At 64.6% G+C, this 16,911-nt stretch carries 14 protein-coding genes; 13 read left to right on the top strand and 1 reads right to left on the bottom strand.

The genetic code is table 11. The annotated features are described in order from the left end of the window. The 8 genes from N7333_RS21035 to N7333_RS21000 form a co-directional block, all read left to right on the top strand. A partial coding sequence (locus N7333_RS21035) for an AAA family ATPase (protein WP_279859347.1) occupies positions 1-1,686 on the top strand: 1,686 nt, incomplete at its 5' end. Positions 1,687-1,716: 30 nt separating this feature from the next. Beyond that, the gene (tssI, locus tag N7333_RS21030) at positions 1,717-3,942 is read left to right on the top strand and encodes a type VI secretion system tip protein TssI/VgrG (RefSeq protein WP_279859346.1); all 2,226 of its coding nucleotides are present in this window, start codon (positions 1,717-1,719) and stop codon (positions 3,940-3,942) included. 10 nt (positions 3,943-3,952) lie between these two features. Then, on the top strand, positions 3,953-4,387 hold the full coding sequence (locus N7333_RS21025; RefSeq protein WP_003244987.1) for a DUF6484 domain-containing protein: 435 nt from the start codon (positions 3,953-3,955) through the stop codon (positions 4,385-4,387). 14 nt (positions 4,388-4,401) lie between these two features. Further along, the gene (locus N7333_RS21020; protein ID WP_279859345.1) at positions 4,402-5,514 is read left to right on the top strand and encodes a DUF2169 domain-containing protein; all 1,113 of its coding nucleotides are present in this window, start codon (positions 4,402-4,404) and stop codon (positions 5,512-5,514) included. Then, on the top strand, positions 5,511-6,551 hold the full coding sequence (locus N7333_RS21015) for a hypothetical protein (RefSeq protein WP_279859348.1): 1,041 nt from the start codon (positions 5,511-5,513) through the stop codon (positions 6,549-6,551). The genes N7333_RS21020 and N7333_RS21015 overlap by 4 nt, the downstream gene beginning before the upstream one ends. Then, positions 6,551-7,642 (top strand): PAAR-like domain-containing protein, encoded by a 1,092-nt coding sequence (locus N7333_RS21010; RefSeq protein WP_129482642.1) that lies wholly within the window; start codon positions 6,551-6,553, stop codon positions 7,640-7,642. The genes N7333_RS21015 and N7333_RS21010 overlap by 1 nt, the downstream gene beginning before the upstream one ends. Before the next feature lie 10 nt (positions 7,643-7,652). Then, positions 7,653-8,573, top strand: coding sequence for a hypothetical protein (locus N7333_RS21005; RefSeq protein ID WP_273264405.1), 921 nt, complete (start codon positions 7,653-7,655; stop codon positions 8,571-8,573). 9 nt (positions 8,574-8,582) lie between these two features. Beyond that, the gene (locus tag N7333_RS21000) at positions 8,583-9,821 is read left to right on the top strand and encodes a TIGR02270 family protein (RefSeq protein WP_279859343.1); all 1,239 of its coding nucleotides are present in this window, start codon (positions 8,583-8,585) and stop codon (positions 9,819-9,821) included. Between the two features lie 54 nt (positions 9,822-9,875). Here the strand turns inward: N7333_RS21000 and galE are convergent, their stop codons facing one another. Further along, positions 9,876-10,925, bottom strand: coding sequence for a UDP-glucose 4-epimerase GalE (galE, locus tag N7333_RS20995; protein ID WP_012018676.1), 1,050 nt, complete (start codon positions 10,923-10,925; stop codon positions 9,876-9,878). A gap of 278 nt (positions 10,926-11,203) precedes the next feature. Between galE and N7333_RS20990 the strand changes: the two genes are divergently transcribed. The 5 genes from N7333_RS20990 to N7333_RS20970 all read left to right on the top strand — a co-directional run. Beyond that, positions 11,204-12,397 carry a glycosyltransferase family 1 protein gene (locus N7333_RS20990; RefSeq protein WP_279859342.1) on the top strand — a complete coding sequence of 398 codons (1,194 nt, stop codon included), beginning with the start codon at positions 11,204-11,206 and terminating at the stop codon, positions 12,395-12,397. Continuing rightward, on the top strand, positions 12,385-13,581 hold the full coding sequence (gene glf / locus N7333_RS20985) for a UDP-galactopyranose mutase (RefSeq protein ID WP_279859341.1): 1,197 nt from the start codon (positions 12,385-12,387) through the stop codon (positions 13,579-13,581). Before N7333_RS20990 ends, glf begins: the two co-directional genes overlap by 13 nt. Before the next feature lie 9 nt (positions 13,582-13,590). Next, positions 13,591-14,733, top strand: a complete 1,143-nt coding sequence (locus N7333_RS20980; protein WP_003244972.1) for a family 1 glycosylhydrolase — start codon at positions 13,591-13,593, stop codon at positions 14,731-14,733. Beyond that, entirely contained in the window at positions 14,730-16,505 is a 1,776-nt protein-coding gene (locus tag N7333_RS20975) for an ABC transporter ATP-binding protein (protein ID WP_003244971.1), read from the top strand. The genes N7333_RS20980 and N7333_RS20975 overlap by 4 nt, the downstream gene beginning before the upstream one ends. Before the next feature lie 151 nt (positions 16,506-16,656). Continuing rightward, positions 16,657-16,911 (top strand): hypothetical protein (locus N7333_RS20970; protein ID WP_279859340.1); only part of this gene is annotated, 255 nt, incomplete at its 3' end.

Below are 16,911 nucleotides of genomic sequence, written 5' to 3'. Positions count from 1 at the left end.
CGCACCGTGGCCGCCACCACCTGGGCCGAGTACAAGAAGCACATCGAGAAGGACCCGGCGCTGACCCGGCGCTTTCAGGTGGTGCAGGTGGACGAGCCGTCCGAGCACAAGGCGATCCTGATGATGCGCGGCGTGGCCTCGACCATGGAGCAGCACCACAAGGTGCAGATCCTCGACGAGGCGCTGGAAGCCGCGGTCAAGCTGTCGCACCGCTACATCCCGGCGCGCCAGTTGCCGGATAAATCGGTGAGCCTGCTCGACACCGCCTGCGCCCGCGTCGCCATCAGCCTGCATGCGGTGCCGGCCGAGGTGGACGACAGCCGCCGGCGTATCGAGGCACTGGAGACCGAGCTGGCCATCATCGCCCGCGAGCAGGCCATCGGCATCGCCATCGGCAGTCGCCAGGACGACACGCAGGCCGCTCTGGATGAGGAGCGCACCCGCCTGGGCGAGCTGGAAGCGCGCTGGGCCGAGGAAAAGACCCTGGTCGACGAGCTGCTGGCCACCCGCGCCAGCCTGCGCGCCGCCGCCGAGCCGGTGGACGGCACCAGCCGCGAAGGTGGCGCCGACACCCCTGCCCTGAGCCAGGAGGAACTGGACACCCTGCGCGCCCGACTCAGCGAACTGCAGAACAGTCTGAACGCTCTGCAAGGGGAAAATCCGCTGATCCTGCCTACGGTCGACTATCAGGCCGTGGCCTCGGTGGTGGCCGACTGGACCGGCATTCCGGTCGGGCGCATGGCGCGCAACGAGATCGATACCGTGCTGCGTCTCGACGAACACCTGAAAAAACGCATCATCGGTCAGGACCACGCCCTGGCGATGATCGCCAAGCGCATCCAGACCTCACGCGCCGGCCTGGACAACCCGAGCAAACCGATCGGCGTGTTCCTCCTCGCCGGCACCTCCGGCGTGGGCAAGACCGAGACCGCGCTGGCCCTGGCCGAGGCCATGTATGGCGGCGAGCAGAACGTCATCACCATCAACATGAGCGAATTCCAGGAGGCGCACACCGTCTCCACCCTCAAGGGCGCCCCGCCCGGCTACGTCGGCTACGGCGAAGGCGGCGTGCTGACCGAGGCCGTCAGGCGCAAGCCCTACAGCGTGGTGCTGCTGGATGAGGTGGAGAAGGCGCATCCGGACGTGCACGAGATCTTCTTCCAGGTCTTCGACAAGGGGGTGATGGAAGATGGCGAGGGTCGCCTGATCGACTTCAAGAACACCCTGATTCTGCTCACCACCAACGCCGGCACCGACATGATCGCCAGTCTGTGCAGCGACCCGGAGCTGATGCCCGATCCGGACTCCATCGCCAAGGCCTTGCGCGAACCGCTGCTCAAGGTATTCCCGCCGGCGCTGCTCGGCCGCCTGGTGACCATCCCCTACTACCCGCTATCCGACACCATGCTCAAGGCCATCACCCGGCTGCAGCTCGACCGCATCAAGAAGCGCGTGGAAGCCGGGCACAAGGTGCCATTCGAGTACGACGACAGCGTGATCGACCTGATCGTCTCGCGCTGCACCGAGATCGAGAGCGGCGGCAGGATGATCGACGCCATTCTGACCAACAGCCTGTTGCCGGACATGAGTCGTGAGTTCCTCACCCGCATGCTCGAGGGCAAACCGCTCGCCGGCGTGCGCATCAGCCAACGCGACAACGCCCTGCACTACGACTTCGGCGCCTAACCCCAACCGCGATAGCCAGAGGAAGCCGTCATGGCCATCACGCAAAGCACAAGAGCGGTTCAGGTCAACGGACCACTGGGGCCCAACGTCCTGCTGTTGCAGGGCATGGATGGCAGCGAGGAACTGGGCCGCCCGTTCCAGTACCACCTGGAGCTGACCTCGGAAGACGGCTCGGTGAAGTTCGACCAGCTGCTGGGCAAGCCCATGGGGCTGTCACTGGAGCTGCCCGATGGCGGCGATCGCTACTTCCACGGCATCGTCTGCGCCTGCCGGCAGACCGTGGGCATCGGCCAGTTCGCCGGCTATCAGGTGACCCTGCGACCATGGCTGTGGCTGCTGAGCCGGACCTCCGACTGCCGCATCTTCCAGAACAAGACGGTGCCGGACATCATCAAGCAGGTGTTCCGCGACCTGGGTTTTTCCGATTTCGAAGACAGCCTCAGCCGCAGCTACCGGGAGTGGGAGTACTGCGTGCAGTACCGGGAAACCAGCTTCGACTTCGTCAGCCGGCTGATGGAGCAGGAAGGCATCTACTACTACTTCCGCCACGAGAAGGCGCGCCACGTGTTGGTGCTGGCCGACGCCTACGGCGCCCATTCGACGGTGGACGGCTACGCCAGCGTGCCGTTCTACCCGCCCGAACTGCAGATGCGCGAGCGCGACCACTTCTACGACTGGCAGCTGGCGCGTGAGGTGCAGCCCGGCTCCCTGGCGCTGACCGATTACGACTTCCAGCGCCCCAGCGCCAGCCTCGACGTGCGTTCCAGCGTCTCGCGCAGCCATGGCAACGCCGAATACCCGCTGTTCGACTATCCCGGCGAGTACGTGCAGAGCAAGGACGGCGAGCACTACGCACGCACCCGCATCGAGGCCATCCATACGCAGTTCGAGCGCGTGCAGCTGCGCGGCCGTGCCCGCGGCCTGGGCTCGGGCCATCTGTTCAAGCTCAGCGGTTACGAGCGCGCCGACCAGAACCGCGAGTATTTGGTGGTCGGTGCGCGCTACCGCATCCGCCAGGAGGCCTATGAGACCGGCTTCGGCGACAACCTCGAGCAGTTCACCAGCGAGCTGGACTGCATGGACGCCAGCCAGGCCTTTCGCCCCCTGCCGCTGACCCCCATGCCCATCGTGCGCGGGCCGCAGACCGCCATGGTGGTCGGCCCCAGCGGCGAGGAGATCTGGACCGACCAGTACGGCCGGGTCAAGGTGCACTTCTACTGGGACCGCCACGACCAGTCCGACGAGAACAGCTCCTGCTGGATGCGCGTGTCGCAGGCCTGGGCCGGCAAGAACTGGGGCGCGATCCAGATTCCGCGCATCGGCCAGGAGGTGATCGTCAGCTTCCTCGAAGGCGATCCGGATCGGCCGATCATCACCGGTCGCGTCTACAACGCCGAGCAGACGGTGCCCTACGACCTGCCCGCCAATGCCACCCAGAGCGGCGTGAAGAGCCGTTCGAGCAAGGAAGGCACGCCGGCCAACTTCAACGAAATCCGCATGGAGGACAAGAAGGGCGAGGAGCAGCTGTTCATCCATGCGGAAAAGAACCAGGACATCGAGGTCGAGAACGACGAAACCCACTGGGTCGGCCACGACCGCACCAAGACCATCGACAACGACGAAACGGTGCACGTCAAACACGACCGTACCGAGACGGTGGACAACAACGAAACCATCACCATCGGCGTGGACCGCACGGAGAAGGTCGGCAACAACGAGACCATTACCATCGGCGTCGATCGCACCGAAAAGGTCGGCAGCAACGAGAAGATCAGCATCGGCAACAACCGCACCGAGGATGTCGGCAGCGACGAGAGCATCACCATCGGCGCCAACCGCACCGAGAAGGTCGGCAGCAACGAGAAGATCAGCATCGGCAACAACCGCACCGAGGATGTCGGCAGCGACGAGAGCATCACCATCGGCAGCAACCGTACCGAGAAGGTCGGCAAGAACGAAGACATCAGCATCGGCAGCAACCAGAACACCAGCATCGGCAAGAACGAGTCGCGCAGCGTCGGTCAGAGTCGCGACAGCAGCATCGGCAAGGACGACAGCCTGAGCGTGGGCAAGAACTTCTCCCTGAGCGCGGGCGACTCCATCACCCTGACCACCGGCTCGGCCAGCATCACCATGAAGAAGGACGGCACCATCACCATTCGCGGCAAGAACATCACCATCGACGGCTCCGGGGCGATCAACGTCAAGGCGAGCAAGAACGTGGTGGTCAAGGGGCAGAAGATTCTGCAGAACTAGGAGCCCAGTTATGACGGTTCAATACTTCCTGCCCAGCCAGGCGCGCCTCGACGGCGTGATGATCGGCACCCTGCTCGCCCTGCCCGACGACGGCTCGCCGCGGGTGAGCTTTCCCGGTTGCGCCGACGCACAGGGCCTTGTCGCCCGCAGCATGGCGGCACTGACCGGTGCGGATATCGGCGCCCAGGTCGCGCTGATGTTCGAGAACGGCGACCCGCTGCGCCCGCTGGTGATCGGCCGGCTGCTCGGCGCGGCGCCAGCAGCGCAGGTGAAGCTCGATGATGAGCGCCTGGAGCTGCGCGCCGAGCAGGAAATCGTGCTGCGCTGCGGCAAGGCCAGCATCACCCTGACCCGCGCCGGCAAGGTGATCATCCAGGGCGCCTATCTCTCCAGCCGCTCCAGCGGGGTCAACCGCATCAAGGGCGGCTCGGTGCAGATCAACTAGAAGGCGCAAGGCATATGGAACTGCTCAACGCGACCCGACTGATGGCGGCCTTTACCCAGGGCCTGGCGCCCGATGGCCGCGAATCGCTGGTGGTGATCGCCAAGGGTACCTTCGACCTGCCACTGGACGGGCGCGAGGCGCGCCTGCTCGATACCCAGCAGCCGCTGCTGATGGCCGACACCTTTCATGGCGAACCGGGCCTCAGCGCACCGCTGCAGGAAATGGACTTCGCCCCGAGCAAACCCTTCTGCGACGTGCTGGTGCAGGGCAAGGCCCACGCACCGGGCGGCAGGCCGGCAACGCAGATCACCGCCGGCATTCGCGTCGGCCGCGTCGGCAAGGCCTTCTCGGTACTCGGCCCCAGGCAGTGGCAGCCGGGCCTGCTCGGCGTCGCGCCCGGGCTGCCGCAGCCTTTTCTCGAACAGACGATCTCCTACGCCCAGGCCTTTGGCGGCGCCCATCCTGTCAAGGGCAACCCCGAGCAGCAGCACGCCTACCCGGATAACCCGGCGGGTATCGGCTGGTACCCGCGCGGCACGGACAGCGCCGACATGCTCGGCATGCCGATGCCCAGCACCGAAGAGCTGGGCAAACCCATCGACAGCCCGCATGGCGACTTTCGTCCCATGGCGCTCGGCCCGATTGGCCGTCACTGGCCGCAGCGCGCCGCCTTCGCCGGGACCTACGACGAGACCTGGCTGGCGGACTGTTTTCCCTTCCTGCCGGCCGACTTCGACAATCGCTACTTCCAGGCCGCACCGGCCGACCAGCAGACCGAGCACCTTAAGGGCGGCGAGGAGGTGCTGCTGCTCAACCTCACGGCGCAGGAACGCGCGGGCTTTCGCATTCCGCAGATGTCCGTGCCGGTAACCTTCTTTCTCAACAAGGGCGGCCATGAGACGGTGCATGCGGTGATCGATACCCTGCTGATCGACACCGAGGCGCGCCAGGTGCAGCTGACCTGGCGCATCAGCCGCCCGCTCAAACGCAACATGTTTGAAATCGCCCAGGTGCTGGTGGGCAGCATGTCGCGCGCCTGGTGGCGTGCCCGCGAGCTGGGCAAGGATTACCACGCCGGTCTCGGCAGCCTGGTCAAGTCCAGACACCAGGCGACGGAGGCCGACTGATGAACGCCCTGTGCATTCTCGGCTCCGGCATGGTCAGCGCGGTCGGCCTCAGCGCCCCGGCCAGTTGCGCGGCCATTCGCTGCGCCATCGACAACTTCCAGGAAACCCGCTTCATCGACCGTGGCGGCGAATGGCTGATCGCCGCCAGCGTGCCGCTGGAACAACCCTGGCGCGGCCGCACCAAGCTGATCCAGATGGCCGCCCGCGCCATCGCCGAAGCCCTGCAGAGCACGCCTGGGGTCGACCCGGCGCAAACCCCGCTGCTGCTCGGCGTGGCCGAACAGGAGCGCCCCGGACGCCTCGACGGTTTGGACATCGAACTGCTGCACGATATCGAACGGGAGCTGGGCCTGGCCTTTCATCCCAGCTCCAACGTCATCGCCCGCGGCCGCGTGAGCGGCGCCGTGGCACTACTCAATGCACGCAAGCTGATCTACCAGGGCGGCCATCGCCACGTGCTGATCGCCGGTGTCGACTCCTTTCTCAGCACACCGACCCTGGCCGCCTTCGAGGAGCGCGAGCGCCTGCTGACCAGCCAGAATTCCAACGGCTTCATTCCCGGTGAAGGCGCCGCTGCCGTGGTGATCGGCGCTCCGGTCGCCAGCGAGGAACCGCAACTGGCCTGCCTCGGCCTTGGCTTCGGCATGGAGCCGGCCACCGTGGAAAGCGAAGACATCCCCCTGCGCGCCGAAGGCCTGACCCAGGCCATCCGCGCCGCCCTGGCCGAAGTGGGCTGCGGCCTGGAACAGATGGACTATCGCGTCACCGACCTGTCCGGCGAGCAGTACTACTTCAAGGAGGCCTCGCTGGCCCTGAGCCGCACCTTGCGCGTGCGCAAGGAGTTCTTCCATATCTGGCACCCGGCCGACTGCATCGGCGAAGTCGGCGCCGCCATCGGCCCGGCCATGCTCGCCGTGACCCTGGCCGCCAGCCGCAAGGCCTACGGCGATGGCCCGAACATCCTCTGTCACCTCGGCAACGACGCCGGCCAACGCGCCGCCGCCCTGCTCAGCTACCAACCGGTGAGGGCCGCCTGATGGCCAACGAGGTCTATGCCAACAACATGGAAGTGTCGTGCAAGTCGGCCGACGGCAAGTCCATCGCCTGTTTCCCCGACGTCTGCTTCACTCCACCGCAAACCCCGGCCACCCCGCCCGGCGTACCCATCCCCTACCCCAACACCGGCATGGCCAAGGACACCACCAACGGCACCCGCACGGTAAAGATCACCGGCAAGGAAGTGATGCTCAAGAACAAGAGCTACTTCAAGACCAGCTACGGCGACGAAGCCGGCTGCGCGCCGAAGAAGGGTGTGATTACCAGCAAGATCAAGGGCAAGGTGTATTTCACCTCATGGTCGATGGATGTGAAGTTCGAGGGGGAGAATGTCGTTCGGAACTTGGATATGACGACGCATAACCATGCGTCATTTCCTGGTAATACGCCTCCCTGGATCTATTCCGATAAGCAAACCATGGCCCTTCACAAAGATTGCGAGGAGGACGTTGAGAAAGAGAAGACGGCCTGCGCAGGCAAAGAGAGCAAGGCAGAGAAATGCGCCGATAAAGAGTGCAAAAAGGCCAGGAAATGCCTATTGGTTTCCTACAACCAAGGAAAGAGGAAAAGCGGGATCGGTTGTTGCCCCGGAGAGCAGCCGCACCATTTGATCGAGGCGCATTGTTTCTACGAGGTGGGTAAGCGTGGTGAGGGCGAAAGCATGTTTTTCACCGCACCTCAGGGCAAGCAGGCCTACAAGGACACAGAATCGCCCTGCGTATGTGCCGAAGGGCCCCGGCATTCCGGTGAACATGGCCAGTACCATGCCTTCCAGCAGGCAATAGAGGCCAAGCACCACGAGCAATCCGGCGGTTGGACTTACGCAGATGCGCGCAACGCCGGAGTCAAAGCAAACAAGGCGGTAAACGAACAGTGCAACGATAAATGCACGGCGGCACAACTGGACAGTTATCACAAGGAACGCTGTGGGGTAGCCGAAAACACTCCGCTGAGAACTGATCCACAGGCAGGTACTCGCTCGGTGGGCACACTGGATGCCAAGCAAAGTACGGCGCTGCAAGCGGAAATCTCGGCGATAAGCGGAATGTCGGCGGCCGGCGGCTCACTGTAAGGAGTACAAAGTGGCATTCGAGAAAAAGCATTTCAGCTATTTGCACGGACTGGTGCAGAACTGCACTACGGCTCGTGCAGTAGCTCAGATCGACCAGCTGACGGAGAAGGGAGCAGCGAACGCTACTCTGATTAAGTGGGTCTTCTCGGCTGCGCAGCCTTCGGCATTCAACGTGCCTTGGTATTGCACTCGCATGGCTATCCAAAAGGTTCCGCGTGGGGGAGGCGTAGAACTGATCTATATGGGGCCGGATGGTCACATGGGCTACGGCACCACTACCGGCGATAGCGAGTCTCCGATATGGCCCGCCGGTGATGGACCCGATGTCTATGGTGTACTGCGCGACCTACGGACCATTGGCGAAGGCGTCTATGCAGTGGGCATGGGGCGGCAGGTCTACCGGCGCAACCTAGCGGGCGCTTGGGAGCGAAAGGACGCAGGGACACTGCAAGACCGCAGATTGATGGATGTCGTCGGTTTCAACGCGATCCATGGAATCGACGAGGCAGAACTATATGCCGTTGGCTTCGCTGGCGAGGTGTGGCGCTGTCATGCGGGACGCTGGGAACAGCTAGACAGCCCAACCAACGTGATCCTCAACGCGGTTCATATGCTTCCCGACCGCCAGGTAGTAGTGGCGGGCAAGAACGGCTTCCTGATGATCGGCTCACAAAGCGCCTGGGAGGTAGTCGAGACTGGCCTAGATGCCCAAATATGGGATATTCAATACTTCAACGAAGAGATCTTCTTCGCCACCAGCAATGCGCTATATCGACTCGACGCGAATCATATGCCACAGCAGGTGGACATGCGCCTCGGAGAGCCAGTCACCTGCGGTCAACTAGATGCCGACGACGGCATTCTCCTGTCGACGGGACGCAAGCACCAGTGCTGGAGCGCTGACGGGAGCACCTGGCATGAGCTCGCCTGAGTCCGCTTTATGCTAATCACAGACGTCCTAACCCAACACATCGAAGAAGCCGCCTTCCTCGGCCTGCTGCGCAGCATCGCCGTCCGCCAGCCCCACTACGACCTCAACCATCTGAGCACCCTCGACAACCGTATCGAAGCCCATCTGGACGGCCTGCGCATCGCGGGCCCGGTCGCTATCGAGACTCTGCTCGAGCAGCTCAATCCCAACGCCCAGGGCGAGATATTCGCAGCCACGGTGCTGGCTTTCGAAACCGCCAATACCTCCGCCATGACCCGGTTGGCCGAACATCTGCGCGCCCACCCCGACGGTGCACGTTATATGTCCGCGGCACTGGGTTGGTTGGAATGGTCACGAGTCGAACCCTGGGTTCAGAAGCTACTGGGCTCGCCGGAAGCGCTGTTTCGCTGCATTGGCCTGGCCGCCTGCGGCATGCATCGACGCGATCCGGGGGCGGCGTTGATTGCGGGGCTGGCGCATGCCGATGCGGCCGTCATCGCCCAATCGGCGCGTACGGCGGGCGAACTGCGTCGGCGTGATCTGCTGCCGACCATCCGCGCCCATCGCCTGCATCCCGACCAAGGCGCACGTTTCTGGGCCAACTGGGCCACGGCGCAGATGGGCGATGAGGAGGCCCTGCCGCTGCTGCGCCAGTTCGCCGAACAGGCGGTCGCGTTCCAGCACCGCGCCCTGCCCGTGCTGCTGGCCTGGCAGCCGAGAGATACCAGCATCGCCTGGATTCGTCAGGCGATGCAGCAACCACAGCAACGTCGCTTGGTCATCCAGGCCGTCGGCCTTTTGGGCGATCCGGTGAGCATTCCCTGGCTGATTCAGCAGATGCGCGATATACCCAACGCGCGGGTTGCCGGCGAGGCCTTCAGCCTGATCAGCGGTGCCGACCTGGCCCTGCTCGATCTGGAGCTGCGCGATTCGCCGGATTACGACGCCGGTCCCAATGACGATCCGGCCGATGCCAACGTCGCGCTGGACGAGGATGAAAACCTGCCCTGGCCTGATCCGGACCTGATCGAGGCCTGGTGGCATCGGGAGAAAGACGCCTACCAGAACGGCAAGGGCTATTTCCTCGGTCAGCCGATCAGCGAACAGGGTTATCGCCAGGCGCTGGTTAAGGCCCAGCAACGCCAGCGCCAGGTGGCCGCCTTGGGTCTGGCACGCTTTCGCCCAACCGAGGTGCTGTTTCCCGTCGCGGCTCCGGCCTGGCGACAGCGCGTTCTGCTGGACGCTTGAGCTACTCCGCCACCCAGACGCTGCCGACGGTACTGCTCGCCGAACGGTGATCCATCAGCTTGCCAGTGCCGCAGCCGAGTCCTTTTCTGGTGCCCCCTGATAGCCATGCGGGTTCATGCGCTGCCAACGCCAGGCATCCTCGAGCATGACCTTGAGATCGCGCGTGGCCTTCCAGCCCAGCTCCTGCCGAGCCTTGCTCGGGTCAGCCCAGCACTGGGCGATGTCGCCAGAGCGACGCGGCGCGAAGCGCACGGGCAGCTTGCGCCCCACCACGCCCTCGAATGCGCGGAGCATCTCCAGCACCGAGTAGCCCTGACCGGTGCCCAGGTTCCATATCGACACCCCGCTGGTAGCAGAGAGCCGTTGCAGCGCGCGCAAATGGCCCTCGGCCAGATCCATCACATGGATGTAGTCGCGAATTCCGCTGCCATCGCGCGTGGGGTAGTCGATACCGTAGACGCTCAGGTGCGGCCGGCGGCCGACCGCCACCTGCAGCATGTAGGGCAGCAGATTGTTGGGAATGCCGTCGGGATCCTCGCCGATCAGGCCGGACTCATGGGCGCCTATGGGATTGAAATAGCGCAACAGGGCGATGGACCAGCGCTGGTCGGAATGAGCCAGGGCCTTGAGCACGTTCTCCGCCATCAGCTTCGATTGACCGTAGGGATTGGTCGGGATACCCGTGGTGCACTGCTCCGAGATCGGCACCTTGACCGATTCGCCATAGACCGTGGCCGAGGAGCTGAAGACCAGCTCGAAGATACCGGCGTCTGCCATGGCCTGGCACAGCGTGATGCTGCCGGCCACGTTGGTTTCGTAGTAGCGCAGCGGGTCCTGCACGCTCTCGCCCACCGCCTTGAGGCCGGCGAAGTGCATCACCGCAGTGATCGGCCACTGGCGGAACAACGCATCGAGCAGGCCACGGTCACGGATGTCGCCCTCGACGAAATGCGCGGCGCGACCGGCGATCAGTGCCACCCGCTCGAGAGATTTGCTGGAGCTGTTGCACAGGTTGTCCAGCACCAGCACGTCGTGGCCGTCCTGCAACAGCGCGAGCACCGCATGAGAGCCGATGTAGCCGGCACCTCCCGTGACCAGAATCATGTTCACCTCCTTAAGCGACGGGTCGCCTGAAGGCCGCCGTGATGCACATGTCGGCGGATACTTCATGGCGGTTTGGGAACGCAGTCCTAAATACCGACGAGGCGGTGAGTCCCGGAGTTCAAGGAGAAAGATGAACGCACGCGGCAGCGCAACGCTCAGCCGATTTGTTGAACTGCCCCGCGGAGCAGGCCGTCCATTGTTCGAATCACTTCTTGCACGGGCAGCGGTGTACATGCATCGGCAGACCTGCTTGGACAACAGCCAAGGGAATCGGAAACATGAGTTGGGCAGGCCCCTTTCAACAGCCAATCGGTAAATCCCCCAAACCCCAGGAGGCGTCGCAAGCGGCCGTGGTGTTCGACCCGCTGATCCCGACCCTGCTGTGTCTGTCGCACCTGCGCTGGAGCTTCGTCTACCAGCGGCCACAGCACCTGATGTCGCGTTTCGCCCGTTCGTACAACGTACTGTTCTTCGAAGAACCGGTGCCCTGCGACGAGGCCGAGCCCTGGCTGGAGGTGCGCCCGGATGAGCAAGGTGTGCAGGTGCTGGTGCCGCGCCTGCCCGTCGGGCTCGAGGCCGACGCCGACGCGAGCAGCGAGGCGCTGCGCGCCCTGCTCGACGACTACCTGGCCAGGCTCGGTGTGGAAGACCTGCTGCTCTGGTACTACACGCCGATGAGCCTGGCATTCTCCCGGCACCTGAACGCCAGCACCGTCGTCTACGACTGCATGGATGAACTGTCGGGCTTCAGAGGCGCGCCACCGCAACTGCTGCAGCGCGAGCGCGAGTTGCTGGAGCGGGCCGACCTGGTATTCACCGGCGGCTACAGCCTGTGGGAAGCCAAGCGCACCTTGCATGACAACGTTCACCCCTTTCCAAGCAGCGTGGATATCGAACATTTCGCCACGGCGCGGGGCTTTCAGAACAATCCGCCGGACCAGGCGGGCATCGGCCGGCCGCGCCTCGGCTTCTACGGCGTGATCGACGAGCGCTTCGACATCGCCTTGCTCGAGCAGGTGGCCTCGCTGCGCCCCGACTGGCAGTTCGTGATGATCGGCCCGGTGGTGAAGATCGATGCAGCCGCCCTGCCGCACCGCCCGAACATTCATTTCCTCGGCGGCAAGACCTATGACGAGCTGCCGGGCTACCTCGCCGGCTGGAACGTCGCGCTGATGCCCTTCGCGCTGAACGAGTCGACTCGCTTCATCAGCCCCACCAAGACCCCCGAGTACCTCGCTGGCGGCTGCCCGGTGGTGTCCACGCCAGTGGCGGACGTGATACGCGGCTACGGCGAAAGCGGCGTGGTGCTGATCGCTGACACCGCCGAGGCGTTCGTCGCCGCCTGCGAGAAAGCGCTCGAACTGGCCGCCGATCGCGAAGAGTTTCTGAAGAACGCCGACCGCACCCTCGGCGACATGTCCTGGGATCAGACCCAGACCCGTATGCAGGAGATGATCGAATGTCTGGCTTGAGCTACCTGAACGATACCCCGCGCCGCGGCTTCGACTACCTGATCGTCGGGGCGGGTTTCGCCGGCAGCGTGCTCGCCGAGCGCCTGGCCGCCGGGCTGGGCAAACGTGTCCTGGTGATCGACCGCCGTCCGCACATTGCCGGCAACGCCTACGATCACCACGACGAAGCCGGCGTGCTGGTGCATCGCTATGGCCCGCACATCTTTCACACCAATTCCCAGCGCATAGTCGATTATCTGTCCCGCTTCACCCAATGGCGCCCCTACGAGCACCGGGTGCTGGCCGTGGTCGATGAGCAGCAGGTGCCGATTCCGATCAACCGCACCACCCTCAACGCCCTGTATGGCCTGGACCTGCAGAGCGACGAAGAGGCCGAGCGCTACCTAGCCAGCCGGGCCGAACCCGTCGATGACATCCGTACCAGCGAGGACGTGGTGGTCAACCAGATCGGCCGCGAACTGTACGAAAAGTTCTTCCGCGGCTACACCCGCAAGCAGTGGGGGCTGGATCCGTCGCAGCTGGACAAGTCGGTGACCTCGCGAATCCCAACGCGCACCAACACCGACGACCGCTACTTCACCGACAGCTTCCAGCAGATTCCCCTGCACGGTTACACACGGATGTTCGAACGCATGCTCGACCACCCGAACATCAAGGTGATGCTCAATACCGATTACCGCGAAATCCGCCATGACATCCAGCACGACCAGCTGATCTACTGCGGCCCCATCGATGAGTACTTCGATTTCTGCTACGGCAAGCTGCCCTATCGCTCGCTGCGCTTCGAACACCGCAGCCTGGACCAGGAGCGCTTCCAGCCGGTGGGCACGGTCAACTACCCGGACGAAGGTGTGCCTTACACGCGTATCAGCGAGTACAAGCACATCACCGGTCAGGCGCATCCGAAGACCAGCATCACCTACGAATATCCGTCCGCCGAAGGCGATCCCTACTACCCTATCCCACGACCGGAAAACGCCGCGCTGTACAAGCGTTACCAGCATCTGGCGGACGCCACGCCAGGGGTCACCTTTCTCGGGCGTCTCGGCACCTACAAGTACTACAACATGGATCAGGTCGTGGGCCAGGCGCTGGCCCTGTATCAGCGCATCGAGCAGGCTCAGCGGGAAAGCCAAGAGGCACCCGCCGAGGCTGAAGAGAGACTGACCCATCTGGCACGGTAAGGAGTGACGATGCATGTGCCTTCGCTGTTCGACAGCTTCTTCATGGGCGGTTTCGAGTGTTCGACCCACCGTCGACAGGACGGACGGCGGCTCGACCTGATCGAGAACACCGCCCACCAGCGCTGGGCAGCCGAAGACTACGCCGCGCTGCGTCAGCAGGGCCTGCGCAGCGCACGGGATGGTTTGCGCTGGCATCTGATCGAGGCGACTCCCGGTCATTACGACTGGTCCAGCTTCCTGCCGCAGTTGCAGGCCGCCGAACAGGCTGGCGTGCAGGTCATCTGGGATCTGTGCCATTACGGCTGGCCTGACCACATCGATATCTGGCGCCCGCAGTTCGTCGAGCGCTTCGCCCGCTTCGCCGCCGCTGCGGCCCGCCTGGTGCGCGAGCACAGCGACCGCGTGCCGTTCTACTCGCCGCTCAACGAGATGTCCTTCTGGGCCTGGGCCGGCGGTGAAGTCGGCTATTTCTCGCCCCTGGCGACAGGCCGCGGCGACGAGCTCAAGCACCAGCTGATACGCGCCAGCATCGCGGCCATCGAGGCGATCCGCGAGGTCGATCCGCGAGCGCGTTTCGTGCAGGTCGACCCCGTCATCCATGTCGTCGCCAGGAGCAACCGCGCCAGCGAGCAGGAGGATGCCGAGCGCTATCGCCTGTCGCAGTTCCAGGCCTGGGACATGCTCACGGGCATGCAATGGCCGGGGCTCGGCGGCAAACCGGAGTATCTGGATATCGTCGGCGTCAACTACTACCCCGACAACCAGTGGTTTCTCGGCGGCGATACGCTGTGGCGAGGCGAGCCGCACTACCGCCCCTTCAGTGGCATTCTCGCCGAGGTCCACCAGCGCTACCGCAGGCCCATCCTGGTGGCTGAAACCGGCGCCGAGGGCGACCAGCGTGTCGACTGGCTGCGCTACGTCGGCGAGCAGGTGCATCTGGCCCTGCAACGCGGCCTGCCGCTGGAAGGCATCTGCCTGTACCCGGTCGTCGACTATCCCGGCTGGATCGACGACCGCCATTGCCCGACTGGTCTGTTCGGCTTCGCCGACGAGCTGGGCCGGCGCCCCGTGCACGCCCCTCTGGCCATGGAGCTGCAGCGCCAGCGAACGCTGTTCGAGGCGCTGGCCGGACAACTGGCCCGGCAGGCATGAGCAGCAGCGCCCACGACGCCCAGCAGGCCCTGCCGGGCAAGCCGCTCGCCTTCCTGGCGCGCTACGTGCTCAAGCGGCCCTGGCATTTCGGCGGCATGTTCCTGCTGATAGCCGGCGCCGGCAGCTGCGCCGTGGCCGTGCAGTACGGGATGAAACTGCTGGTCGATGCGATGGCCACCAACGACCGCCAGCAGGCCGACGTGTGGTTCCCGCTGGGCATCTTCATCGGCCTGATCGTGGTGGAAAACGTGTTCTGGCGTCTCGGCGGATGGCTGGGCTGCCGTACCGTGGTGGCCAGTTGCGTGGACATCCGGGTCGACCTGTTTCGCCACCTGACCGGCCACCCCATGCGCTACTTCGCGCAGCACTATGCCGGTGCCCTGGGCAATCGCATCTCGGCCACCGGCCAGGCCGCCGGTGCCATCTACGGCGGCCTGGCCTGGAAGATCATGCCGCCCTGCGTGGATTTCCTCGGCGCGGTGGTGGTGCTGTTCACCGTGCATGGACAGATGGCCTGGGCACTGATCGGCTTCGTGCTGGTGGTCGGCGTGCTGATCATCTCCTTCGGTATCCGCGGCCGCAGCAAGCACCAGCGTTTCGCCGCCCAGGCCGCGCGGGTCGGTGGCGAGCTGGTGGACGTGGTCTCCAACGTCTGGACGATCAAGGCGTTCTCCGCGCGGGACCGCGAAAGCCAGCGCCTGGCCGAGGAAATCGGCCTGGAGGCCCGCGCCCAGCGGCGCAGCTGGATGTACCTGGAAAAGGCCCGGGTGATCCATGACATCTGCCTGTCGCTGATGGCCGGCGGCATGCTGATCTGGGCGATCCAGCTGTGGCTGGCCGGCAGCGTCACCGCCGGCGACGTGGTCATGGTCAGCGCCCTGACCTTCCGTATCCTGCATGGCTCGCGCGACCTGGCTCTGGCGCTGGTGGACACCACGCAGCAGATCGGCTCGATCGACGACACCCTGAAGATCATCGTACAGCCGCACGGCCTGGACGATCCCGAACCGCAGCTGGCCCTGTGGCGCGGCGACATCGAATTTCGCGACGTGTGCTTCGCCTACCCGGACGGGCGCAAGGTATTCGAGCACTTCAACCTGCATATTCCGGTCGGGCAGAAGGTCGGCATCGTCGGCGCCTCAGGGGCCGGCAAATCCACGCTGATCAGCCTGATCCAGCGCCTCGACGACGTGCAGCATGGCTGCATCCTGATCGACCGTCAGGACATCAGCGAAGTCAGCCAGGACAGCCTGCGCGCGCGCATGGCCGTGGTGCCGCAGGAAACCGCACTGTTCAATCGCAGCATTCGCGAGAACATCCGCTACGGCAGGCCCGAGGCCAGCGACGAAGAGGTAATTGCCGCCGCGCGTCACGCCTTCTGCGACGAATTCGTGCGCGAACTGCCGCAGGGCTACGACACCCTGGTCGGTGAACGCGGTGTGATGCTTTCCGGCGGCCAGCGCCAGCGCCTGGGCATCGCCCGCGCCTTCCTCAAGGACGCGCCGATCCTGGTGCTCGATGAGGCGACCTCGGCGCTCGATACCCGCTCGGAAGCCGAGATCCAGACGGCCTTGGCCGACCTGATGCAGGGCCGCACGGTGCTGGCCGTCGCGCATCGCCTGTCCACGCTGGCCAGCTTCGACCGCGTGCTGGTGCTGGAGGACGGCCAGATCGTCGAGGATGGCTCGCCGGAAGAGCTGTGCCTGCAGGGCGGCATCTTCGCCACCCTGTGGAACACCCAGGCAGCCGGATTCAAAAGCGCCGAGGACTGAACGGTGACCGTCTCGCTGGCGGCGATCCGGCGCTTCGCCGCCGCGCAGAACCTGAACTTACTGGCGGGCTGAAGGTAGGAAATAGTGTCAGGCCGGTTTGCGGGGCGGCTTCTCCGCCACCCACCGCGCCTTGTCCATAAAGGAGAAAACCATGTCCCAGGCACATCTCGCACTGCTGCTATGCAGCGCATTCGCCCTCTCCAGCCACGCCCATGCCCAGGCGCCGGCCGGCACCGAGGAAAGTGGTCGGGGCTCGGTGTCCAGCCCTTCCGGCAATCCCGCCCCGCAGGAGGAGCTGGAGACCTACCGTGATGCCGATGGCAAGGTACGGACGCTGGATGGCCGGCCGGTGAATACCCGCGATGGCAACATGACCAACGATGGCAAGCGCGACGACTCCCCCGAA

Origin of the sequence: Pseudomonas sp. GD04158, from assembly GCF_029834875.1 — a bacterium.
Taxonomy (GTDB): Bacteria; Pseudomonadota; Gammaproteobacteria; order Pseudomonadales; family Pseudomonadaceae; genus Aquipseudomonas; species Aquipseudomonas hydrolytica.
Note: the sequence above shows the minus strand (reverse complement) of the source record. Positions and strands in the feature narration are given on the sequence as shown.